The sequence below is a fragment of the Nostoc sp. 'Peltigera membranacea cyanobiont' 210A genome (assembly GCF_002246015.1).
Lineage (GTDB): Bacteria > Cyanobacteriota > Cyanobacteriia > Cyanobacteriales > Nostocaceae > Nostoc.
The window spans coordinates 122,990-146,667 of record NZ_NOLJ01000010.1; the positions used below are offsets into that span (position 1 = coordinate 122,990).

Below are 23,678 nucleotides of genomic sequence, written 5' to 3' on the forward strand. Positions count from 1 at the left end.
CGAAAATACATGAGCCGATCGCAATTTGCAGAGATCGCAAGCAGTTCTACATCGCAAATGCGTGTATATTGTGGAAGTATGTGAAAAACTGCCAAAAAGTGTAAAAACCAAATTTACTTACATATACATCAAAACTATTGTTAAAATCCAAATAATTTTAAGTTAATATTCATACCCAACTCCTATGAGAGAAACTGTCCTAGAGGTTCGCAATCTCCAAGTTGAATTTCCCGGTGATGGCAACATTAACAGAGCTTTGGATGGTATTTCCTTTGGGCTACATCGAGGTGAAACTCTAGGAATAGTAGGAGAATCGGGTAGTGGTAAATCAGTGACAGCACTAGCTGTGATGGGCTTGTTGCAAACTCCCGGTATAGTTACTGGCGGTGAAATCTGGTTTCGTCCGCAGGAGAATGGCAAAGCAATCGATTTGGTGAAATTGCCTCCTGAGCAAATGCAGTTACACCGGGGTGGCGACATTGCGATGATTTTTCAAGAACCGATGAGTTCGCTCAATCCAGTTTATGACATTGGGTTTCAGCTAACAGAAGCGATTGTGCGACATCAAAATGTGTCAGCAGCCCAAGCACGACAAATTGCGATCGCAGGTCTGCAAGAAGTAAAACTCCTACCTAGCGATGAGGAGATCCAACAGCAGTATACCGAAACTTCATCGAAACTAGAACCATCAAAGTTGTCACAGTTGGTTAAAGAACATAAAGAAGCCATGCTGGAACGCTACCCCCATGAACTTTCTGGGGGTCAGTTGCAACGGGTGATGATTGCAATGGCAATTTCTTGTAACCCATTAATCCTAATTGCCGATGAACCAACCACAGCCTTGGATGTGACGGTGCAAGCCACAATTTTGGACTTGTTGCGAGAATTGCAACAAAGCCGTGATATGGCAATGATTTTCATCACCCACGACTTGGGACTAATTTCAGAAATTGCTGACGAAGTAGCAGTTATGTATAGAGGCAAAGTTGTCGAATCTGGTACTTCTCGGCAAATTTTTAGCAGTCCCCAGCATCCATATACTAAAGGTTTGATCGCTTGTCGCCCCACACTCAACCGCCGTCCCCAAAAATTACTCACTGTTTCAGACTACATGAGTGCAGAAGAGACAGCAACCGGACAAGTAGTAATTCAGGCGAAAGAACCCGCACAACCCACAGAAGTCACCACTGAAGAGATTGCTGCAAGATTGGCAAACTTCAATGAATTGGAACCCCTGCTGCAAATTCGCAACCTGAAAGTTGGTTTTCCAGTGCGCGGGGTGTTTGGTGGGACAAAACGCTACAATATGGCAGTTAATGGCGTTTCCTTTGATGTCAAACCAGGGGAAACACTAGGTTTGGTTGGAGAATCTGGTTGCGGCAAAACCACCCTTGGCAGAACCTTGCTGCGATTAATTGAGCCGATGAGTGGTCAGATTATCTTTGAGAAACAAGATATTACCAGCCTCAAAGGAGAACCGTTGCAAAAACTGCGGCGGGAAATGCAAATAGTTTTCCAAAATCCTTTTAGTTCCCTCGATCCCCGGATGAAGGTTGGGGACGCGGTGATGGAACCTTTGGTAATTCACGCCGTTGGAAAAAGCAAACAACAACGACGCGTGCGAGTAGTTGAACTTTTAGAACGGGTGGGGTTGAGTGCAGATGCCGTTAACCGCTATCCGCATCAGTTTTCTGGCGGTCAACGCCAACGGATTTGCATAGCCCGTTCTTTGGCATTGAATCCTAAGTTTATCATCTGCGATGAATCAGTTTCAGCGCTGGATGTTTCCGTACAGGCGCAGGTATTAAATCTTCTTAAAGAGTTACAGTCAGACTTTCAGCTTACTTATATTTTTATTTCTCACGATTTAAGTGTGGTTAAGTTTATGAGCGATCGCATTTTAGTGATGAATCGCGGTCAAATTGTTGAAGAAGGCACAGCTGAAAGCATTTACCAAGAACCCAAAGAGGAATACACGCAAAAATTAATTGCTGCGATTCCTACTGGTAGTGCTGAACGGGTGCGAAGTCGTCATCTGAGGGCTTTATAGAAAGGGCGGTTAGAAACCGCGTCTACAAGAGACTTTACCCACCTCCGTGGGTTATAAAATTATTTTTAACAGATATTTGTGCAAACAAAGTTAATTACATCTGCAAGTCCAGACTGAGTTTTCAAATTAGTAAAAATAAAAGGTTTATCGCCGCGCATTTTTTTTGCATCTCGTTCCATCACATTTAAATCTGCACCAACATAAGGCGCAAGGTCAGTTTTGTTAATCACCAACAAATCAGATTTAGTAATACCGGGGCCACCCTTGCGGGGAATTTTATCACCAGCCGCAACATCGATGACGTAAATCGTTAAATCTACTAATTCTGGACTAAAGGTAGCAGCTAAATTATCACCGCCACTTTCCAAAAAGACTAAATTCAAATCAAGAAAACGTTCCTCTAACTGTTCAATTGCCGCCAAATTCATCGAAGCATCTTCGCGGATAGCAGTGTGAGGACAACCGCCAGTCTCTACACCCAAAATGCGATCGCTAGCCAACGCCTGAGAACGCACTAAAAACTGAGCATCCTCTTGAGTATAAATATCATTCGTCACCACCGCAATCTGATACTGCTCACGCAACCCCTTACACAAACCATCCACCAAAGCCGTCTTCCCCGAACCCACCGGGCCAGCAACTCCCACTCGAAATGCATTCATTTTTATTTGTCCTTTGTTATTTGTCATTTGTCACTTTCCCTTGGTAGATGGTTATTAGTTCTTAGTTTTTGACTAATGACTAATGACTAATGACCAATGACTAACTCCTAAACAACCTTGTATACTGTGTTTCATGCTGCATACTCGCTAGCGACAAACCCCAACTACAACAGGCGAGTTGATCGTCCTCCAACCCTAGAATTTCTAACGCCGCAGCACTGAGTAATGGTTGCAAATCTAGCAATAACCGTTGTCCTGCTGTTTGTCCAAGGGGAATCAGTTTCACACCAGCAGTAATCAAATTACTTGCCCAACTATGCAGATATGCGAGTAATGCGGCTTGGATACTGATTTCCCAATGGGCAACGGCAATGCCAAAAGCGATCGCATAATTGCAAGGATTACCGACAGTATTGGCAATAGGTACAATCTGCGGTTCTAGTTTACCAAGTAATTGGATCAGCGATCGCCCCATCTGCCAACTAGAGGCGCGTAATTCTTCTGTTTCTCTAGCAGCGGATAACCACAGATTCCAACGGCATAGGGACTCAATATCACCTATTTTTACAGCTTGCTGCGATCGTACCATCACCGCCGCCTCTAACCGAATTGCTCCGTAGAGCAACTCTGCTTTTAACCAATCTTTGAGATGTGTGTGGTTAGCGATCGTACCATTTTCTACCAGCATTTCCAAACCTTCAGAATAACTATATGCTCCCACAGGCAAAGCGGGGCTAGCCAGCTGCAAAATACTCAAAAGATGACTATCAGTGAGCATGATGGTGTTGTCCATAAGCTCCTAATTCTGGCTGAAACGGTAAAATTTCTTCTTTAACTTCTAACCCCAGTTGTTCTAACATCGCACGTAAAACTGAATCTGAGGACAAGCGTAAATAAATTGGAGTAATTTCTACAGGTACATGGCGATTTCCTAAATGATATGCCGCTCGTAATAATAAAAGTGGTGTTTGGGCAAAGGCAGTCAGCACTAGTTCTGGTTTAGCAGTAATTCTGATTAAACTACTATGGATTTCTTCTTGCAGAATATCGCCATCATGTAAGACGGTTCCTCTGGGTAAATGTAAAAACACAATACCATCTTCAGTTTCAAAACGATGACGGCTGCGGGTGCGTTCTTCTGCTGTTAGCGCCAGAGTAAAAGTAACTGCTACATCTATATTAGGTGGTTTAAGTTGGGTAAATGTCAGCATACAGAGTTTCGCTTGAACTTCCGCTTTTAATTATGGTTCTAGTCTAAACACTAATTATTGAGGGAGATGCTCTAAACCTACCTTTAACCCCATAAACCAGTATAAAAACCTCTATAACCGATGGAAAGCTCTAGAGGATCGAACTGCAAACAAGCCGATTTTAAAACCACATTAAGGGTCTTGTCAGTTTTTGGTAATCATATAGTGGTACGGTGGACTGGTTTAAGCAGAGGGCAATATTGCTTGAAAAGCTTATTATTTCGTTGACTTACAAAAGGTTTCGATTTTCTGTAGGTAAATTTATTTGGTATTTGCGAAATTTACCAATTTGCCGTTGTATAAGGTAATAACGATAAGATTATTGGAGACACGAATATGCTGAACCAAAAACAAGTTAAACCAGTAAAATCTAGCTTATATTCAAAAAAATTGAAAAGTTTTCTAGTTGGTAATTTCATCAAACCTAAGCTTTATTTATTGATATTGTTGACTGCAACCACTGGAGGGATTGTTATAGTCCCTGAGCTAGTTCCTCCAGTCCAGGCTGGAGTACCATGGCAAGAACTACCAGGATTACTACAACAATTTGAAAGATTTGTCTTGCCTACCTCTAAATTGTTCGATGGTCACGTTAGAATTCCCGGCAGGAGTGGGCGGGTTATTTTAGAATGCCTAAGCGACGCAGAGGAATATGGTGAGTTAGGAGCTGGTCTTTTTGTGTTGTTAAAACAAAATGGAGAGTGGGGGTCCAAGTACGTGATGCGCCACGGCGACCAGATAGAGGTGCCCGTTAAAAGTGGTTTACGTTATAAAGTACAGCGCTTAGACGGAAAAGGTGATCCCACTGGTGAATTGATAGAGGGAGTATTTGAAGAATACTAAGAATAAATGGCTTATTTTCCGCAATACCTTAGCCAAAATAAGAGGATGAAGAGAGGAGACCGATGTAACAAAATTATTGTCTTCGCATAAATTTCCAAGCTTAGGTGCGATCGCAAACTTTGAAGAGATATGACTGCGGTAGTAGAGTTATTGTCTCTCACAACGACAACTCAAAACCTACTCTCCAGCCTATGCCCGACATCTTATCACTGTTACAATGCCTCCTGCCGAGGGTTTTAGCTAACCTTTAAAACATCCCTTAATGTAGATTCCCGGTTTTGTGAAAGGCATCTGAGTGACAGAAAAAATTGGCAACCAAATATTGTTCCGAAATGAACCCAATTGAATTATCGATCTCTGGTTAAGGGAGCGCGAGGAACGGTTTTTCATCTTGACCAGTGAACCCGGAGTGGGAAAGAGTACAGTCGCTAATTTACCATTTTAATTGAAAACATTCTGGAATCTCAAACCATGACTGTTCTGTCTTCAAGCAAGGATGATTTGTTCAACTTGGAATTGATCCGCTCCTATGTGGACGTGGAACTGAACCCCCGATTTGTCGAACGCCATTGGCTGAAGCAGCAGGTTGAGGATAAGTTGGCTGATCCAGATTGCCGTTTTATATTACTGACCGCAGAACCAGGAGCGGGTAAGTCTGCTTTTATGGCTTGGCTGGCACATCAGCATCCTAATTGGTGTCGTTATTTCATCCGTCGTGACCAGCGCACTCCTTTTAGTGATGTCGGATCTCATTCATTCCTATTGCAGGTGGGATTCCAACTGGCAGCGATATATCCTGAACTGTTTAAGGAAGAACAAATTAAGATCGTAGTGGAGCAACGTATTAGTACAGCGACCGATAGTAACATTGTGGGTGCTTACATTAACAATATGTTTGCGTCTCCATTTTATAAAAAAGTTTTCCAGATTAAACAGCAGGTGACGCACAGCAAGGATACCAATATCACAGGAATTCACATTGATAATTTTTATCCTACCGAACGCGATTTGCCGCCAGAAAACCTTGAGTTCATGGCATTATTTGATCCAGCAAAAGCCATGATGGAACAAGTTGAGAACGGGGAGCATCCACAACGCCAGATTGTCGTGCTGGTGGATGCGTTGGATGAATTGCGTTATCAAGACAGCGAACTATCATTACTTAAGTGGCTGACAAACTGCCCAGAATTACCCGCAAATTTACGATTTGTCTTGACCTGTCGTCCCGATGATGACTTGCTGAGAAACTTTCGAGGAACTCAGCAGGGTCGTATTCAAGAAATAGAAATCGCGGAGGAAGATCCAGATGTGATTCAGGATTTGACTCGCTATACCCGTTTTCTGATTGAAACGCCAGAAGTGAATCAAATCCTGATCGAAATGTGTCAGGACTTGGATGAGTTTACCCATCAGGCAGTTACTAAGGCAAGTGGCAACTTTGGTTATTTAGGAGCAATCGGTCGTGCAGTAGATAAGGCAATTCGTCAGAATCAGGAGGAACTGCTTAGAGATATCCTTAAATTGTCTGAATTGCCCGATACTCTGCAATATCTATATGCTTTTTTCTTAAACAAGATTAAGGATACTGTTGCTAAAGAGAAAGTCAGCGTTGAAGATGCAGAGGGTGAGATTGGTTATATCCCAGTTTGGTCTGCTGTATATAAACCTATTCTGGGCATTCTTTCCGTTTCTCTTGAACCCCTGACTCCTCACCAGATTCAGAAACTAGGCTTAATCCAAGCTGAATTTGACTATATAACGGCAGCTATAGAGAAGTTACAACAGTTCCTAGATCAAGTAGGAAATTGTTATCGCCTTTACCACAGCACTTTACCTGAGTTTTTTATCTCACCAAAAACGAAAGAACGGACAGATTATTCCTACTGCTATGTGGATGCTGTTAAACAGAATCAGCGTATTGTCAACTATTACCAAGCGGGAGCAAAGTCTTGGGTAGAAGTCGATCTCAAGAAAATTGCAGAAGATGACTATGGACGACGGCATCTAGCTCAACATTTGGTAAGCGGAGATCGGGTTGAGGAACTTCATACGCTGTTGAAACTCAAGAAAGATGAAAGGAACGCCTGGTTCGATGCCAGAAAGTTAAAAGATGATGTTTTAGGTTTTCTGAATGATGTGAAACTTGCTTGGCAAATTGCTGAAAAAGAATTTTCTACTTCCCAATCCTCCCGCTCAATTGTTCTGCAATGTCGTTACGCCTTAATAACCTCATCCATCAACAGATTAACTGGTAAACTCCGAACTGAATTGGTTATAGAACTGGCAAGGAGAGACTTAGATACGGGCTGGGCTTATTTCCAACAAATGGTATCTAAGCAAAACTTAGATTTAGAGATTTTAAGTAAACTCGAACGTCAAACACCTGAATCTGAATTTGAGAAAAAGCTTTTACAGAATGTAGAAAAATTTTCTGACAAGAGTTACCAAATCTTGGTCAAATCCGCACTGATCCAATACTACCACTCTGAGTTATCAGATATTTTGGAGACAGTAAAAGTAATTGAGAAGGAGAAAGATAAAGTTCAAGCTCTAAAGATGTTAGTTCCCCACTTATCTTGGGATTCGATGCAACTATCAAAGATTTTAGAGGTGGCAGAGGGAATCTCAGATGAAGTTGTAGTTCAACTTTTGAGTATCCTGCCACAATATTTCTCCGAGTCTAAAGAACTGTTAGAAAAAGTTTTAACGATATCACAAAATTTTAATAGGTATCAGCGAGGAGATGTTCTGATTGGACTGGCACCATACTTATCTAATAAATTACTTAAACAGGCTTTAGACCGTGTACTAGTTGATGAAAATGAAGAATCTCAGGGGCGGTCTCTTGAGGCATTAGCCACTGCTCCCTACTTAAATGGAGACCTTGAAAAAAAGATTAGAAAAAAGGCAGAATCATATAAAAATCTGTATTTTAAAACTAAAGTACTTAGTGCTCTGTTAATACGCTTAACAGACCAATTAGACAAGGCCCAATTAGAGGCTCAATTAGATAATTTTCTACAAAAGGTACAGAGATTTGAAGATGAACATGATAAAGCTCAAATCATGAGCGTACTAGCATTTCGCTTGCCCTTAGACCAACTAGAGCAGATTTTACAAAAGGTGCAGACATTTGAAGATGAATATGATAAAGCTAAAATCCTGAGTATACTAGCATCTCGGTTGCCCTCAGACCAGCTAGAGCAAATTTTACAAAATGTGCAGACATTTAAATATGAGTATTCCAAAGTTTCGGTTTTAGAAAGACTAGCTAATAATCCCAATTTAACGTCAGGTCTAATAAAAACAATCCAGCAACAGGCAGAAAATTTTTATGACAAAGACAATAAAATTAAAGTTTTAAGTGCTTTAGTAATGCACTTGCCTCAAAACCAACGAGAAACATACTTCTCCACCAACCAACTAGTTAATATTTTGGAAGAGGTACAGACAATTAAGGATAACAAAGATGATTACCAAACTAACGCTATTAGATATTTGTTAGCTCAACTTCCACAACAGGTAGGAGTGTTAGAAGAAGTAAATACACTTGATGTTGAGTATTACAAAGATTTGGCTAAGAAAGAAATGACAATCTGTTTGTCTTCAGATCAACTAGATAAAATTCTACAAGAGGTAGAAAAGGTTGAACATGAAGAAGATAAAGTTTTCGCTTTGAGGGGAATAGCTATTACTCCCAACTTAGAGCCAGGTCTAATACAAAAAATTCAGCAACAGACAGAATCATTTCAACAGTATGGTAAAGTTCTAGTTCTCAGTGCGTTGTCAAAACACTGGGGATCATACTCGGAACTAATAAATAAGACTTTAAAAGAGGCAAATAAAATTGAAGATAACATTAATAAAGCTCAGGTTCTCAGCGCACTAGCATCTCACTTACCCTTAATCCAACTAGATAAAGTATTAGATAAACTTCTACAAGAGATACAGACACTTAAAGGTGAGTACTGGAAAGTAAAAGTTCTCAGTAAACTGGCATTCCGCTTATCCCAATTATCTTTAGATCAACACCACAATTCTTCAGATCAACACCACAATTCTTCAGATCAACACCACAATTGGCTATATAAAAACCACAAGGATCAAATTATACTTACTTTGGCACCAATCTTTCATTTAGATCAACTAGATGAAATTCTAGAACAGCTAATAGATCAAATTCTACAAGACATACAGATATCTAAAACAGGGGCTTTCAAACCTTTGGCTTTGAGTACAATATTACCCCATTTGGCGTTAGACCAAATAAAAAAGGTTCTAAAGGTGACACAAGTAATTGAGGATAGGTCTGAGCGTGCTGACATTTTGAGAGTTTTAGCACTTGAATTAGCAAAGTTTCCCTGCGATCATCTCCACGACCTTTGGGTTGAGATGCTTCACATCTTGGCTAGTCGCGACCGTAGGAGCTTGTTATCTGATTTTCGGGAGTTGACCCCCGTCATTTCTAGTCTAGGCAAGGATGAAGCAATAGTGAACATCTGTCATGCTATTAAAGACATAGGGCGGCAGTGGGCGTGAAGATACCATGCAATCCCTTACTTTAGGAATGAAAAGTGCCGGAACGATTATTAACGATATCATCAGCAAGTTTTATTCCAATTGTCAATAATTTGGACTAAATGACAATTTATTTAAAAGTTAATAAGCCAACACATATTAAAAAGCTTGAAAGGGGCTAAAAACAATGGCAAAAGTACAAATGCGTGATATCGTCGTTATTCTGCCTGGGATTACAGGTAGTGTTCTTCAGAAGGACGGCAAAGATATCTGGGCAGTATCGGGACAAGCTGCGTGGCAGGCTTTGCGTACTTTAGGGGACTCACTTCAGTGGCTAAAAATGGCAGGAGACGACCCTGACGCTGAGTATTTGGACGATGGTATCAAAGCAACTCGTTTGGTTGACGATGCACATCTTGTTCCAGGTTTGGTCAAAATTGATGGCTATACTACGACTGCACGATTGATAACAGATTACTTTGAGGTTATTTCTGGTGATATTCGTGAAGATAAGCCAGCAAATTTCTTTAAATTTCCCTACGACTGGCGACGTGATAATCGTGTAAACGCCAAAATACTCAAAAAATATCTGGATTTGCGTTTAAAGCAGTGGCGAGAATACACGGGTATTAAGGATGCTAAAGTCATTTTAATGGCACACAGCATGGGTGGACTCGTTTCTCGGTATTACTTGGAAGTGTTGCAAGGATGGCGAGATTGTAAAGCTCTTATTACCTTCGGTACACCCTTCCGAGGTTCTCTTAATGGTGTTAACTTTTTAGCAAACGGTTATAAACAACAATTCTTAGACTTAACTGAGGTAATGCGATCGCTTCCTTCAGTCTATCAATTGATGCCGATATACAAAATGTTAAAAATTGGCAACGAGTACCATCGTATTGCCGAAGCACCTGTAAAACTTCCCTACATCATCAAAGAACGCGCTGAAAACGCTCTCAAATTTCACCGCGAAATTGAAGATGCTGTAAATAGCCACAAAAATGATGCAGCCTATCACCAGTCTTACAAAATTATTCCCATAGTAGGTACTAAACAAACCACTTTCCAGTCAGCAAATTTCGCTGATGGTCAACTAACAGTTAGTTTAGACTTACCCACAGGCATTGATTCACTCTTAGGTGATGGTGATGGAACTGTTCCATACTTGTCAGCGATACCCATCGAATTATCTAGTGAATACAGGGAAACTTATATCCCTGGACAACATGGTTCGCTCCAAAACAATGACAAAATTTTAGGGCAACTCCTCGAACGTTTAAAAGGAATGCAAGTGCAAGGATTAGGTGATATCCGCGATCCATTTTATGTTGAAGTAAGTCCAAAAGCCGCAGAGCAACCAGCTATTTGTTTGACTTTGGATGACCTCTATTTAGCAGATGAGGCTATCGAGGTACGCGCCAAAATACTTAATACAGATAGAGATAACGGGCAACTGAAAGCCAAAATAGAACCTGTTTCTGGTGAGGGTAAATCTTTGAATGTAGATTTTGAGGAGCAAAACGGAGAATGGGTGCTGACACTTGGCGATTTAGCTCAAGGTTTGTATCGTCTAAAAGTACAAACTGAAAAAACTGGCGCTCAAGCTCCTATTCCTGTTAGTAGCTTGTTTGAAGTAGTCAAATAATCTCACTTGTCATGAGCAATTAAATAGATTGAATTTTGTAGAGGCATGATTAACAAAGTATCAACGCAGAGAAATTTTCTCTGGCGCGCTGATAACATTCATTTCTCTACAAACACATCTTTATCTTTTGATATAAAAATAAAGGAGTAATTCTATGTTACAGAATGAATGGAAATGGTCTAAAGCAGATGAAAAGTCATTGGCACAGTTTGTTAATGAAAAAGCTTTTGAACTATTGCTTAAGTTACCTGTTAATCGTTTTGATTTAATTAACACTCCCCAAGATCGCAAAGAACTAATCAAGACAATTTATGAAACTCTCCTCAGTCTTAAAATTCACTATGCTCATGAAAAGTATCAACCAGAGAAGGAAACACAACTCATACGAACCCCTTCTGCAATTCTCTCACAACCAGGAGAAGGAACGTGCCTAGATTTAGCACTCCTGTTCTGTAGTATATGCTTTGGATGTGATTTACTACCATTGGTGATTGTAATTGAAGGTCACGCATTGGCAGCAGTATCTCTTAACTATAAGCGGCAGAATGATGAATGGAATAAAGCCTTCGAGGCAGAGCGTAACTTATTTAATAATAATGAATTGTTTGCAGGAGAAGAAAAACGAGAGAAATTATTGGGGCTAATTAATGATGGAGATTACATTGCCATCGAATGTACGGGTTTTGCTCACTCCAAGACTTTGAGTGACTTGGAGCAGCCAGAAGCCAAGAAACGTGAGAAAGATGGAAGTTTACAATTTGATAGAGCTATTGATGTTGGTCGTCAACAACTTAGCAACCCGAAGCGACCTTTTAAATTTGCAATTGATATTGCAGCCGCTCAATACCTTTGGAAGATTCCGCCTTTAGAATTTCCAAGTTTATCAAGTGAAGCAACTCAATTAATTACAGCTGTAGCAGAGCAAAAATTTGGCACACTCAAAGACGGTAAAGTAATAGGTATTGATGCAAGAGGACTAGAGGGAGGTGGAAATTTAAAATCCAAACAAGATACTGATACTATGGAAGGCGGAGAAATGACAGGCATCAAATTGGGTAGCCTTTAACAAGTTTATTCATCTTTGTTCATCTATTTAGAGGTAAACAAATTAGCATAATATGTAATGAAGAACCAACTGTATTGTCATATAACTGGCAATGTAAACCAAAAATTTGCCCCTTCATCCAATGCACTATTCACACCAATTTCGCCGCCGTGAGCATTGATGATTTGTTTACACAAATACAAGCCCAATCCCAAACTTACAGAATTGCGGATACTTGCACCCCGAAAATAAAGGTCAAACAGCCGATCGCTTTGTTGTTGACTAATGCCCACGCCGTTATCACTAACAGTACAATAAATCATCTCACCCTCACGGGTAGCGTTGATTGTCAAAAGCAAACCAGGGGGATTATGTTTCAGAGCATTGACGATTAAGTTAGAAAAAACTCGCCATAGTTGCGTGGGATCTGCATTCACTAATGGCAAATCTGCGGATACCAAATTTGTGAGCTTGGCTTGATTTTGTGCTAATAATGGCTCTAAATCTGCGATCGCAGCTTCGACAACTGTCAGTAATTGTACGGTTTGGCGTTGTAAAACTACACCTTGCACCTCGCTGATATGAGTTTCCATCAACGAATTAATTAAGTTCAGTTGGCGATCGCTACTTTGAATCATCCGCTCTAAAATTGATCGGGAAATCGCAATATTTTCCTCTGAACGGGCCAGCAAATTCTTCAGCACCATTAAAGTACCCAGTACTGGGTTGCGTAAGTCGTGGGAAACTGCATGGAAAAATACTCGTAGTTCTTCTTCAGTTTGCTTGCGCTGGGTAATGTCTTCAATCAAACCTTCGTAGTAAAGCAGTTTAAGATGTTCGTCACGGACTGCGTAGGCTTTTTCGGAAATCCAGACAATACTCCCGTCTTGGCGATAAATTTGGGACTCGAAATCGGAAACGCTGCCATACTTTTCCATCAGGCGCACAAATTCTGCCCGGCGGTTCGGGTCAACGTACAATTGTTCAATATCAGTGAAATTTGCTGTCACCTCCTGCGCTACGGAGTAGCCATAAATCCTCGCTAAAGCAGGATTTGCCGTAATGTAATGTCCATCAGGGCTGCTTTGAAAAATTCCTTCAACGGCGTTTTCAAAAATGCTGCGATATTTAGCTTCGGCAACTTTGAGTTTTTGGTAGGCAGATTCTAGTTCTTGGCGGGCGAAAAATTCAGAACGTTGCAGGCGATCGTACAGATAAACACCGATGTCACATATAGTACAAAACCAGAAAATGTATAAAATGAACGTTACATTATATATTTCTGGGTGATCGGGGATTGGTGTTTTTAGCCCAAGTGTCGTATTTACACCAAAATAGTAAATCAGCACACTCACTTGAGTGAGCAAGTGAAGAATCCAGCAGACGGGCATCAACACAGCTTGGCTCAAGAACAGCAGCGACCAGCCGATGGTATCGGGTAGTGCGAAACCTCTGATGGTTGCAAACAACTGCGACGCTAAACTAATTGACCAAGAAGACCCTAAAAATAATAAATCTGGACGATGACGACCTAATTTAGTTTTATGTAAGGCAAAGCAAATAATTAATGTTGCAAGCATTGCAACATTAATTACTAGGCGCTGAGTTCTAAGTACTTCTGGCAGTTGCTGCAACTCTGCAAAAGGAAAAAACAGGCCGTAAATATCTCGCAAAGTAAAAGACAACAGACAGATCAGCGCCAGCCATAACCATAAACGTAATCTCTGCCACAAAAAACGGTTACGCCAAGCTCTGTAAAGACTAGTGATTTCATCTGTTGTTGGTGCAGAAAAGGTTTTTCTCCACCAGCTTTGCACTGTTGTAAATGGAGTAGCCATTAGCATCCGAGCAACTTTGCCCATACCTTGAGGGTGTTTCCTTTACTCAACATTGCTATAAATAACACCCTCTCATTTTTTGGTGATTTATGGGCGATTTGTTGCGGATGAAGTTGCCAAAGGTAGTGTAAACCAGAAAGTTAACCCACGCTTGCGGTTACTCATAACACCGATTTCGCCGCCATGCGCCTTAATAACTTTCCGACAAAGATACATTTTTAAGCCAATGCTTGTAGAGCAACAATCTTGAGGATCGCGGACATGGAGATCGAAAAGGCGATCGCACTCTACTTTACTCATTCCCACACCGTCATCTTGAATCTGAGTGCGAATCATTCCCGCCTCAACGGTGGCACTCAGGGTAAAATTTAATCCTGGTGGATTATTGTGCAAGCTATGTGCGATCAAATTTACCAAAACTTTCTGCAATCGAGTCCCATCTGCCATTACTAACGGCAAATCTGCGGGAACCAAGTTCTTCAGAGTCGCTTGATTTTGTGTCAGTATGGGTTCCAACTGGGAAAATGTGCCTCCCAGTAGGGTGCTAAATTGCACAGGTTCGATTTTGATCTCAAGACCCTGTTTTTCACAAGAATTAATTTCTAGCAATGAGTTAATCATCGTTAGTTGGCGATCGTTGCCCTGAATCATCCGCTCGATGATTGAGCGAGATATTGGAATTGAAGATTGGGCACTTGTACTGAGCGTAGTCGTTGGCGCAGCCTCTCCAAGAGTTGTATTGGGGATGGGGCATGGGGCATGGGAAGGAGGCAGAGGGGCAGCACTTCTCTCCGAGACGCTGCGCGTAGCTTGCTTCCACGAAGTGGTACGGCTACGCTCAGTGACCGAGGGGATGGGGGGCAGAGGGGAAAGACTTGCTGTAATTGCCCCCCTGCTCCCCTGCTCCTGCCCCTGATTTAACAAATTCTTTAACACCATCAAGTTACCCATCACCGAAGTTCGTAAATCGTGGGCAACTGTGTGCAAAACAACATCTTTGACGCGATGCAATTTTTCAACTTCTTGCATTTTCTGCTGCAACTGTGCTGTTCGTTCTTCTACTTGGTATTCTAAATTAGTGTTGAGTTCTGCTAGCTTTTGGCATATCTGGCTTTGTTGAATCGCGATCGCTAGCTGTTCTGACATCTGCTGTAACAAATCGATTTCTATTGGCTGCCAATGACGCGACCCTGAGCATTGATTAGCAATTAATGCGCCAAATAATTCGTTATTTAGCATAATTGGTACAGCCAAAGTAGCCTTCGTTTGGAATTTTCGATAGTGTGCTTTTACTTTGGGAGATACTGATATTTGGGTTATGTCTTCAACGACACGCACAAGATTATCTTTTAGTAAATTTCGTAATTCTTGTAAATAAGCTTCATCATTAATAGACCAACCTGAGACTGATGGATATTTGGGATCTACTGATTCGGCAATAGTTTTTATTCCTAAATTGGCATTATTTAAACCAATGAAAACTCGATCTGCTTGGAGAAATTGCCTAACTTCCGTCACGGTGGTTTGGAGAATTTGCTCTAAGTTCAGCGAAGATCGAATTCGCACTAGGGTTTCTGCCAACAAGCGATCGCGTTGCGCACAAAAGCGTAATTGTGCTTCTACTTGTTTGCGTTCTGTAATGTCGTGATGCACTGCTAAAATGGCAGGAATACCATTTAAATCAATGACTTCGGCTGACAGCAGCGTTGTAATTATCTCACCAGATTTTTGCCGAAAATCAATTTCTAAGTTACGAGCAACTCCCGTGCTTTGCAACTCTTGCACTAAGTTTAGGCGATCGCGATCGTTTACCCAAAGATTTAACTCAAAAGAAGTTTTACCAATTGCCTCATCTAGCCCATAACCTGAAAGATTCACAAAACTGTCGTTAACTTCGATAAAGCGTCCTTCTTGCAGCGTGCTAATGGTAATTGAATCAGGGCTGCAACTAAAAGCTTTAGCAAATTTTTGGGCAAGATTTTGTAAGGCGACTTCTCCTTGTTTGCGATCTGTGATATCTCGGACAATTGCTAGTACCTCATCTGTACCACTAACTACCAATCGTGCCTCATAATCTCTGACTCCCAAAGATGTTGGTAGTTGATATTCACAAGTTTGCAAAATTCCAGAATCTAAAGTTTTAGCGATCGCTACTTGGCTAATGGCTGCAACATCACTCGGCAATAACTCTTGCAAATTTTTTCCAACTATTTCTTCTCTCGAAAGAGTGATATTTGCGCCCTCACTTTTCAAATCTAGATACTCGCCATCGCGGCTGATGCGAAACATCAAATCGGGGATAGCATCCAAAATTGCTTTATACCGTGCCTCACTCTCTTGCAATTTTTCTTGGGCTTGTTTTCGGTCTGTAATATCCATAACCAAGCCATGCCAAAGAAAATCGCCATCTTCTTGTAATTCGGGTTGCGAAGTACCTTGAATCCATTTCAGTTTGCCACTAGGCGTAATGATCCGACCTTCCCAATGCCAAGGTGTAAGAGTATTGCGACAAACAGCAATAGATTCTGTAAAAGCTTGTATATCCTGTGGATGAATCAGTTTAGATAACACCCGAAAGTCTGCCTGTACAGCTTCTGGTTCTAATTCATACAAATATTTACAACCAGAACTAATATAAGGGATAAATACAGAACCATCCTGCCGTTGCAGAATTTGGAAAATCATCCCCGGTAAATTGGCAGCAACTGTTTCCAACAGAGGGATCTTCTCTGGTAGAAAATCTCGTTTATGCGGTAATTTTACAATTTCATCCACTCTTAGACCCTTTGATATATAAGCAATTGGCATAATATTCAAGGTAATCATAGCCATTGTAAAAGTTTTTTAGCTGTCGGCGCGTAGGCGTAGCCCGTCGTAGACATCGCTAACAGCAAAAAAAGTGGCTCTACTTTCAGAGTAGTTCTGGATGCTGCGATCGCATTCACCCAATCGGGTGAACCATTTGTCAAATAGCGAATCAGTTCAGGAGTGCTGAGTCACTTTGAGACAAAGGTTTCAATCCTTTTTTGAACACTAAGTACAGTTTTGCATAAATTCGTAGCTTTTTTAAACGCAAAGGAATGCAAAGAGAATGTAAAGATGTAGCACTGCTACCTTTTTAAAAGGGTTATGGATAATAACTAATTTATAAAAATGTCTAATAGGTGATTAATTAATAAAATTTTCTAGTCAGCTAATCGTCGTTCAAATAGTATCTCGGTGTCTTTGCGTAAGATTATCTGCACATCAGCTTATTCTCATATCCTTGAAAAACAAACCCTGATTTTAGGAACAATAACTATCTACTAGAATAGATATATTGCTTCCATCCAAACTGATAATATGAATACTACCACCGTCAGTTTACCTCCTACACTCGAATTAAATATCGACTTGACTGACGAGCAATTTTTTCAGCTTTGTCAAAATAATCGAGACTTAAAGTTTGAGCGGACAGCTTCAGGGGAATTAATTATTATGCCACCTACGGGCAGTAGTACTAGCGATAGTAATGCCGATTTAACTTATCAATTAAGAGCTTGGAGTCGTCAAAATAAGCTAGGGAAATCCTTTGACTCTTCTGGTGGTTTCAAACTTCCCAACGGTGCAGAGCGTTCTCCAGATGCTTCCTGGGTGAAAATGGAACGGTGGAATGCTTTAAGCGAAGCAGAAAAAGAAAGATTTGCTCCTTTGTGTCCCGATTTTGTGGTTGAGTTAATGTCTCCAAGTGATTCCTTAGAAAAAACGCGAGCAAAAATGAGGGAATACATCGAGAATGGCGCAAGATTAGGCTGGTTAATTAATAGAGGACAGCAACAGGTAGAAATTTATCGTCTCAATAGAGAAGTTGAGATTTTACAAAGTCCTAAAACTCTATCTGGAGAAGATGTTTTGCCAGGATTTGTTTTAGATTTAGCAGAAATTTGGTAAGTAATTGCCTACCCTGAATCATTCATAATCAACAAGATCCCCAACAAATTTTATGAAGTCGGGGATATGTGGGTTGCAATTCTCACAAATCAAATAGGATGGCTATACTATAAGATTATGATAATTTAATTTCACTAATAGCCCAGCCAAGTACTTCCAAAAACTGTTTGATAACTATTTCATCATTCAGAGCAGAAAAGGGAATATACCAGCAATAAGGATTAATAGAAATTGATGTTCCTACGACAGACTTAAATCGAGTCAGAAGTTCTGCTTTATGATCTTCTAAATTGAATGGTGGCTCGTAGGCACAAATTTCTACAGTGGCATTACTCCAAACTCGGAAAAAAGTGCGATTTTTTCCCTGGTAATAAAATTTAGGAACAAAAGAGCCATGACTTCTACCTGTACCCCATTGAATCTGCAACGTTTGAATAGTCGCCCATTCTAGAATCAGACTGGCGACATGAGCCGCTTTTGGGTTGTATTTAGTCTCAACTTCTTTCATGAAAGTTGATGCATTCCATTGTCTTTTATCCAAGGGAAACGTGGGAGGTTTCTTAATTTGTCCAATCACTCTAGGAACCAAAGTTTTTAAACCCTGACCCACATATTGTTTAATCTCTACTGCCAATACCTGTGCCGGACTCATTTGCTGATTTAAAAACTCGACTATCCGCTGAAGTTCGACAGAAATTTCATCAGCCACAAAAACGAGACGGACTTTACCTAATTGCAAGTTGGCTTTGACTTGTTGCCAAAACTTTTCTAAATCAGCCTCTTCATTACCAATTAAATCTATTAGTAGCTGTTCAGCATTGGAATTAGCTTCAAACTGGGTACGGATTTTCTCAATTGACCAATAAACTACTGCATTAGCTGCATAATCAAGCATCTGACCAACCACTTCTCGCCGAATCCGGGTATCGCTACTCCGCTTAACTTCTACAATGGTGGGAATTCCATCTTGATCGAGAAATAAATGATCGAGCGCCCAACGTCCAGCACTGTCTTCGCTATCTGGTATTGCTATCTCCCGTGAGATTAACAACCAGCGTCTTGGTGCAGTACTGTCAATCTGTTCTCCTGCTAACAAACTTGGATAGTCAGCTAGTAGCTTTTGTAACCCATCCTCTGATTCATAGGGTTCTTCCTTCATCTCAACTAATTGAGAATTATCCTGAATTAAGTAAATACCACCACTCATAAAAACTCCGTTGTGTTGACCTAATTTAAGGTTCCCGGTTTCATCCAGTAGTGAACACTCGTTCAGGGAGTTGGTACATTCAAAAACTGAGATAATCAACTTTGATCGCAACAATCAGATAGAAAGTAGTTTATCGATACATTTAATCTAGTTTTACCTAAAGCCAAAAACTAATAATGAACGCTCCAAAGTAGGGATACTTTGCAATAGATTTAAGGAGACATGAATGCAATTACAACAGACACAACTTTTAGAAGAAACGCTCTGGCAAGCAGTTCTCAATCGAGACTCCGCTTTTGAAGGTAAGTTTTTCTATGGTGTTCGTTCTACAGGTATTTATTGCCGACCGATTTGCCCTAGTCGCAGACCGAATCGGAATCAAGTTTGTTTCTTAAAGTCGGTACAAGAGGCTGAAATTACAGGTTTTCGAGCTTGTAAGCGCTGTCAGCCACAATCTGAAATAGTTCCAATTACAGCCAAAATCTTAGCAGTATGTCGATATATTGAAGCACAAGTTGACCACATTCCAACCCTCTCAGAATTATGCTCTCAGGTGGAAATGAGTCCCAGTTACCTGCAAAGAATATTTAAGCAAATAATTGGCGTATCGCCTTTTCAATATGCAGATGCGCTGCGTAGCCAGCGATTGAAGCAGCGCTTACAGTCGGGGGAAGAAATTGCTGATGCAGTTTACGATACAGGGTATGGTTCAAGTAGCCAACTGTATGAGAAAGCACCTAAACAACTGGGAATGACACCAAAGACTTACCAACAAGCTGGAAAGACAATTAACATTGTCTATGCGATCGCTCCATGTTCGCTAGGATATTTGCTTGTGGCAACAACAGAGAAGGGTATCTGCGCCGTAAAATTAGGTGATGAAGCAGACAAACTTGAACACATTTTGAACCAAGAATTTCACCAAGCGCAGATCGTGCGTGATGATTACACACACAAAGACTGGATACAATCAATCCTTGACTTTATTGCGGGAGATGTAACCCATCTCGATTTACCACTTGATGTCCGTGGGACAGCATTTCAGAAACAGGTTTGGCAAGCATTACAAAAAATTCCATACAGCGAAACGCGCACCTATGCCGATATCGCCCGTAATCTTGCCAAACCCCAAGCAGTCCGCGCGGTGGGTAATGCTTGTGGCGCTAATCCGATCGCGCTGATTGTACCATGTCACCGGGTGCTGCGGAGTGATGGCAGTCTTGGTGGTTATCACTGGGGAATTGAGCGCAAACAAAAACTGCTTACACAAGAATCGAAATTTCTCAAAGATGACTCAAACACCTGAACTAGAATCGCTGACTGAAGAAAGTCTTACCCGTGGTTTAATGGTGCTTGCCAAACTTGATAGCGATTTGGCTCGGATTTTAGAGACACTGGGGCCTCCACCTATATGGTCAAGAGAAGCGGGTTTTGCAACGCTGTTGTGTATAATTCTGGAACAACAAGTTTCTGTAGCGGCTGCAAGGGCAGTATTTACAAGACTCTGTGGGGTTGTTGTAACCCTGACGCCAGAAAATTTTCTGATATTGGATGATGTTCAATTAAGAGCAATTGGATTCAGTCGGCAAAAGATTCTATACTGTCGTGGGTTGGCTCAGGCGATGCCTACGGCGGGCAACGCCAACGCAACTGGTCAGCTTGACCTAACCAAGCTGGAAAAAATGGACGAAAATACGATCAGAACTGAGTTAAAGCGCCTCAAAGGCATCGGAGACTGGACAGTTGATATTTATTTGCTCATGGCGCTACAACGTCCTGATGTCTTTCCTAAAGGCGATTTAGCGATCGCGATCGCTCTACAAAAACTCAAAAACTTGGCGACGCGTCCAACACCAGTGCAACTAGAAGAAATGACACAGCAGTGGCGACCGTGGCGAGCAGTTGCGGCAAGACTTCTATGGCATTATTACCTAAGTAATCCCAAATAATTGCTCCTTCTCCCTTGGCGGTTCGTATAATAAATATAAACTAAATGGCAGAAAATCAATTAAGCCTAACATCAGAAAACTCTGATAAAACTTCAAAAATCCTGCCGATAATCATAGTAATAATTGCATTATTAGCTTTATCTTCAACAGCAATATTTATTAAAATTGCTGTTAGAGAAATGAGCGCTATTACTATATTATTTAATCGGTTATGGATAGCGACTATTATCTTTGGATTATGGAGTGGAATTAACCAAGTACAGACTCAAATTAAAGATGATGAACCTGTATTACCACAGCAGCGTTATCCAATCAAAGAGATAGCACTTTTAATAGCAGTGGGTTTAGTTCATGTATTAGGTCGATTATCTTGGACTTGGTCGCTAACTCAGACTGGTGCAGCTAATGCTAATGCGTTAGGTAGCCTCAATCCGCTATTTACTACTTTAGGAGGATGGCTATTTTTTAATCAAATTTTTGGGCGCAAATTTATCATCGGTTTGATCTTAGCCATAATCGGTGCGATCGCTGTTGTCTTTGAAGATTTGTTACGTTCTAATCATAATTTTACAGGTGATGCTGTTGCCCTCATATCATCGATATTTTATGCAGCAAACTTTTTACTTATTGAGCAGATCGGCAATAAGTTTTCAATTATCACCATCCTCGTGTGGCGCTGTGCGATCGCAACTTCATTGATGATACCAGTAGTGCTAATCTTGGAAAAACAAGTTTTCCCAGTTACCTTGTCGGGGTGGTTAGTAGTATTTGCGCTAGCTGCTATTTGCGAAGCCTTGGGTCATGGGCTAATTGTATACAGTCTCAAAAGTTTTTCATCAGGATTTATCTCTTTACTCTTACTACTCAATCCCGTGATTGTTGCGATTCTTGCTTGGATACTTTTCTCGGAAAACTTGAGTATTTTTAACTTGTTAGGGTTGGCTCTAATTTTAGGGGGTATATATCTCGCAATTTCTAATAAAGAATCTGTGCAATCTAAAATTAATCCCCAGAGCCAATCTCCACCAGAAATAGATTCATCCGCCAGTTCCCCAAAATAATATCAATTTGAAAAAATAATGCAACAAATAGACCATATTGTAGAGACGCGATTCATCGCGTCTTTACCCAAGGACGTGTTGCAATCATTAATTGAATTGGTATAAGAAACGGGTTCGACTTGATGGCACAGTAGTTTTGTAGGTTGGGTGCAGCGATAGCGTAACCCAACATAAAATTTGGTGGTAATGTTGGGTTGCGTTTCACTCCACCCAACCTACATAAATATATCTTTTAAAAAACTCTAGGTTTCAACATAGATGAGGTTTAGCTATAAGAAACGATGGCACAGCCTTCCACAGACATCGCTGTAAGGCTTCTATGGCACTACTACTTGAGTAATGCCAATAGTTAAGTCGGTTACAGTTTACCAGTGAATACCTTTTGGGCCGGGCCTGTCATATAAACTCGTTGGTCGATTTCTGACCATTCAATTTGCAAGGGGCCACCAGGTAATTCTACAGTCGCGGCGCGATCGCATTTCCCGGTTAGCACACCAGCTACTAAAGAAGCACAAGCACCAGTCCCGCAAGCTAATGTAATCCCAGCGCCCCGTTCCCACACCCGCATTTTCAAATAGTCACGGCGTACCACTTGAATAAATTCGGTATTTATGCGTTGCGGAAAAACTGGGTGATGCTCGAATTTGGGGCCGATGGTTTCTAGCTCAATTGCTGCGACATCTTCCACAAAGGTAATGCAGTGGGGATTTCCCATATTTACACAGGTGACATCCCAAGTTTTCCCCGCCACCTCTAACGGCTGATTAATTACTTTTTCTTGGGCGGGTGCAAGATTAGTCGGAATTTCGCTAGCGAGTAACCTGGGTAAACCCATGTCTACTTTAACTTGACCATTAGATAAGAGTTGGGGAGTCATTACACCACCCAAAGTATGAATGCGATATGAGTCTTGATTTCGGGATTCGCCTTCTAAGTCTGCCAAAAAGCCAGCTAAACAGCGAATGCCATTGCCACACATTTCCGGTTCAGAACCATCAGAATTAAAAATCCGCATGGTGTAGTCAGTGCCGTTTTCTCCCGGCAGGGCAAAAATTACACCATCAGCACCGATACCAAAATGGCGATCGCACAACTCGATCGCTTGCTCTGGAGTCACTATAGGCAAAGATGACGAGCGATTGTCAATCAAAATAAAGTCGTTGCCTAGACCATGATACTTAGTAAATTCGATTGCCATTTCTTCAAGGATGAATTATCAAGGATTAGTTACTCTTTATTTTGCCTTGTAGGTTCATCTTTACTAAAAATGCTTACCGAATTTGACACCACTTTACCCAGTATTAGACAAGTCCAAAACCTGATTAAACAAACAACGCCAGTTGAGTTAAAGCTGCTGACTGGCGATGTCCTCACAGGAAGGGTTTTATGGCAAGACCCACAGTGTATCTCTCTTGCTGATGAAAACAGTCAGCAAATCACCATTTGGAAACAAGCGATCGCATACATCAAGCCGCAAGTGAGTTAGGAGTGAGGCAGAAACATCACAACCCAATACTTTTCGGATAAACCTAACAATCTCTCTTTTGGTCTGGGGGAAAGGTTATACCAATTCAAAATTCAAAATTCAAAATTAAGAAAGCCAGACAGAACAGAGGTTTGGGAGTATGTATCTGTCGCATTCTTTTTTCAAATTGGTATTACTGGGTTTGGGGTAAAGGT

Annotated in this window: 18 protein-coding genes; 10 read left to right on the forward strand and 8 right to left on the reverse strand. The window is 41.0% G+C overall.

Features of this window, described 5'->3' with window-relative positions; genetic code table 11:
- Positions 1-184 precede the first annotated feature (184 nt).
- Positions 185-2,050: an ABC transporter ATP-binding protein gene (locus CDG76_RS28315; RefSeq protein WP_094352191.1), complete on the forward strand. Its 1,866-nt coding sequence runs from the start codon at positions 185-187 to the stop codon at positions 2,048-2,050.
- A 65-nt stretch (positions 2,051-2,115) separates the two neighbouring features.
- Here CDG76_RS28315 and ureG read toward each other — a convergent pair whose 3' ends face one another.
- The 3 genes from ureG to ureE all read right to left on the reverse strand — a co-directional run bounded on the left by ureG (position 2,116) and on the right by ureE (position 3,923).
- Positions 2,116-2,712 (reverse strand): urease accessory protein UreG, encoded by a 597-nt coding sequence (gene ureG, locus CDG76_RS28320; protein ID WP_094352306.1) that lies wholly within the window; start codon positions 2,710-2,712, stop codon positions 2,116-2,118.
- 100 nt (positions 2,713-2,812) lie between these two features.
- The gene (locus CDG76_RS28325) at positions 2,813-3,505 is read right to left on the reverse strand and encodes an urease accessory protein UreF (protein WP_094352192.1); all 693 of its coding nucleotides are present in this window, start codon (positions 3,503-3,505) and stop codon (positions 2,813-2,815) included.
- Positions 3,480-3,923, reverse strand: coding sequence for an urease accessory protein UreE (gene ureE / locus CDG76_RS28330; RefSeq protein WP_094352193.1), 444 nt, complete (start codon positions 3,921-3,923; stop codon positions 3,480-3,482). The genes CDG76_RS28325 and ureE overlap by 26 nt, the downstream gene beginning before the upstream one ends.
- Before the next feature lie 375 nt (positions 3,924-4,298).
- Here ureE and CDG76_RS28335 point away from each other — a divergent pair, with 375 nt between their 5' ends.
- The 4 genes from CDG76_RS28335 to CDG76_RS28350 all read left to right on the forward strand — a co-directional run bounded on the left by CDG76_RS28335 (position 4,299) and on the right by CDG76_RS28350 (position 12,034).
- Positions 4,299-4,805: a hypothetical protein gene (locus CDG76_RS28335; protein WP_094352194.1), complete on the forward strand. Its 507-nt coding sequence runs from the start codon at positions 4,299-4,301 to the stop codon at positions 4,803-4,805.
- Between the two features lie 471 nt (positions 4,806-5,276).
- Complete coding sequence (locus CDG76_RS28340; RefSeq protein WP_094352195.1) at positions 5,277-9,344, forward strand: hypothetical protein; 4,068 nt, start codon at positions 5,277-5,279, stop codon at positions 9,342-9,344.
- A gap of 166 nt (positions 9,345-9,510) precedes the next feature.
- Positions 9,511-10,968 (forward strand): lipase/acyltransferase domain-containing protein, encoded by a 1,458-nt coding sequence (locus tag CDG76_RS28345; RefSeq protein WP_223265427.1) that lies wholly within the window; start codon positions 9,511-9,513, stop codon positions 10,966-10,968.
- Positions 10,969-11,122: 154 nt separating this feature from the next.
- Positions 11,123-12,034 carry a hypothetical protein gene (locus CDG76_RS28350; RefSeq protein WP_094352196.1) on the forward strand — a complete coding sequence of 304 codons (912 nt, stop codon included), beginning with the start codon at positions 11,123-11,125 and terminating at the stop codon, positions 12,032-12,034.
- Positions 12,035-12,111: 77 nt separating this feature from the next.
- Here CDG76_RS28350 and CDG76_RS28355 read toward each other — a convergent pair whose 3' ends face one another.
- The 3 genes from CDG76_RS28355 to CDG76_RS37750 all read right to left on the reverse strand — a co-directional run bounded on the left by CDG76_RS28355 (position 12,112) and on the right by CDG76_RS37750 (position 16,820).
- Positions 12,112-13,851, reverse strand: a complete 1,740-nt coding sequence (locus CDG76_RS28355) for a PAS domain-containing sensor histidine kinase (RefSeq protein ID WP_094352308.1) — start codon at positions 13,849-13,851, stop codon at positions 12,112-12,114.
- A gap of 87 nt (positions 13,852-13,938) precedes the next feature.
- Entirely contained in the window at positions 13,939-16,683 is a 2,745-nt protein-coding gene (locus CDG76_RS28360; protein WP_094352197.1) for a sensor histidine kinase, read from the reverse strand.
- Positions 16,674-16,820, reverse strand: a complete 147-nt coding sequence (locus tag CDG76_RS37750) for a hypothetical protein (RefSeq protein WP_190241006.1) — start codon at positions 16,818-16,820, stop codon at positions 16,674-16,676. Before CDG76_RS37750 ends, CDG76_RS28360 begins: the two co-directional genes overlap by 10 nt.
- A 373-nt stretch (positions 16,821-17,193) precedes the next feature.
- Here CDG76_RS37750 and CDG76_RS28365 point away from each other — a divergent pair, with 373 nt between their 5' ends.
- Positions 17,194-17,781: a Uma2 family endonuclease gene (locus CDG76_RS28365; protein ID WP_094352198.1), complete on the forward strand. Its 588-nt coding sequence runs from the start codon at positions 17,194-17,196 to the stop codon at positions 17,779-17,781.
- A gap of 115 nt (positions 17,782-17,896) precedes the next feature.
- Here the strand turns inward: CDG76_RS28365 and CDG76_RS28370 are convergent, their stop codons facing one another.
- Positions 17,897-18,988, reverse strand: coding sequence for a hypothetical protein (locus tag CDG76_RS28370; RefSeq protein WP_094352199.1), 1,092 nt, complete (start codon positions 18,986-18,988; stop codon positions 17,897-17,899).
- A 226-nt stretch (positions 18,989-19,214) separates the two neighbouring features.
- Between CDG76_RS28370 and ada the strand changes: the two genes are divergently transcribed.
- From ada to CDG76_RS28385, 3 genes are read left to right on the forward strand one after another with little or no spacing between them, the layout of a single operon-like run.
- A complete protein-coding gene (gene ada / locus CDG76_RS28375) occupies positions 19,215-20,294 on the forward strand; it encodes a bifunctional DNA-binding transcriptional regulator/O6-methylguanine-DNA methyltransferase Ada (protein WP_094352200.1) in 1,080 nt (359 codons plus the stop codon).
- A complete protein-coding gene (locus CDG76_RS28380; protein WP_094352201.1) occupies positions 20,278-20,937 on the forward strand; it encodes a DNA-3-methyladenine glycosylase family protein in 660 nt (219 codons plus the stop codon). Before ada ends, CDG76_RS28380 begins: the two co-directional genes overlap by 17 nt.
- Positions 20,938-20,981: 44 nt before the next feature.
- Positions 20,982-21,998, forward strand: a complete 1,017-nt coding sequence (locus CDG76_RS28385) for a DMT family transporter (protein ID WP_094352202.1) — start codon at positions 20,982-20,984, stop codon at positions 21,996-21,998.
- Positions 21,999-22,356: 358 nt separating this feature from the next.
- Here CDG76_RS28385 and dapF read toward each other — a convergent pair whose 3' ends face one another.
- The gene (gene dapF, locus CDG76_RS28390) at positions 22,357-23,196 is read right to left on the reverse strand and encodes a diaminopimelate epimerase (protein ID WP_094352203.1); all 840 of its coding nucleotides are present in this window, start codon (positions 23,194-23,196) and stop codon (positions 22,357-22,359) included.
- A gap of 69 nt (positions 23,197-23,265) precedes the next feature.
- Between dapF and CDG76_RS28395 the strand changes: the two genes are divergently transcribed.
- Positions 23,266-23,484 (forward strand): Hfq-related RNA-binding protein, encoded by a 219-nt coding sequence (locus CDG76_RS28395; RefSeq protein WP_094352204.1) that lies wholly within the window; start codon positions 23,266-23,268, stop codon positions 23,482-23,484.
- The last annotated feature ends 194 nt before the right edge of the window (positions 23,485-23,678 follow it).

Coding starts and splice junctions, on each gene's coding strand:
- CDG76_RS28370 (WP_094352199.1), bottom strand. CDS start 18,988: ATGAGTGGTGGTATTTACTTAATTCAGGATAATTCTCAATTAGTTGAG.
- CDG76_RS28360 (WP_094352197.1), bottom strand. CDS start 16,683: ATGGCTATGATTACCTTGAATATTATGCCAATTGCTTATATATCAAAG.
- ureG (WP_094352306.1), bottom strand. CDS start 2,712: ATGAATGCATTTCGAGTGGGAGTTGCTGGCCCGGTGGGTTCGGGGAAG.
- CDG76_RS28345 (WP_223265427.1), top strand. CDS start 9,511: ATGGCAAAAGTACAAATGCGTGATATCGTCGTTATTCTGCCTGGGATT.
- CDG76_RS28325 (WP_094352192.1), bottom strand. CDS start 3,505: ATGGACAACACCATCATGCTCACTGATAGTCATCTTTTGAGTATTTTG.
- CDG76_RS28355 (WP_094352308.1), bottom strand. CDS start 13,851: ATGGCTACTCCATTTACAACAGTGCAAAGCTGGTGGAGAAAAACCTTT.
- CDG76_RS28335 (WP_094352194.1), top strand. CDS start 4,299: ATGCTGAACCAAAAACAAGTTAAACCAGTAAAATCTAGCTTATATTCA.
- CDG76_RS28395 (WP_094352204.1), top strand. CDS start 23,266: ATGCTTACCGAATTTGACACCACTTTACCCAGTATTAGACAAGTCCAA.
- CDG76_RS28350 (WP_094352196.1), top strand. CDS start 11,123: ATGTTACAGAATGAATGGAAATGGTCTAAAGCAGATGAAAAGTCATTG.
- CDG76_RS28315 (WP_094352191.1), top strand. CDS start 185: ATGAGAGAAACTGTCCTAGAGGTTCGCAATCTCCAAGTTGAATTTCCC.
- dapF (WP_094352203.1), bottom strand. CDS start 23,196: ATGGCAATCGAATTTACTAAGTATCATGGTCTAGGCAACGACTTTATT.
- CDG76_RS28380 (WP_094352201.1), top strand. CDS start 20,278: ATGACTCAAACACCTGAACTAGAATCGCTGACTGAAGAAAGTCTTACC.
- CDG76_RS28385 (WP_094352202.1), top strand. CDS start 20,982: ATGGCAGAAAATCAATTAAGCCTAACATCAGAAAACTCTGATAAAACT.
- ureE (WP_094352193.1), bottom strand. CDS start 3,923: ATGCTGACATTTACCCAACTTAAACCACCTAATATAGATGTAGCAGTT.
- ada (WP_094352200.1), top strand. CDS start 19,215: ATGCAATTACAACAGACACAACTTTTAGAAGAAACGCTCTGGCAAGCA.
- CDG76_RS28365 (WP_094352198.1), top strand. CDS start 17,194: ATGAATACTACCACCGTCAGTTTACCTCCTACACTCGAATTAAATATC.
- CDG76_RS28340 (WP_094352195.1), top strand. CDS start 5,277: ATGACTGTTCTGTCTTCAAGCAAGGATGATTTGTTCAACTTGGAATTG.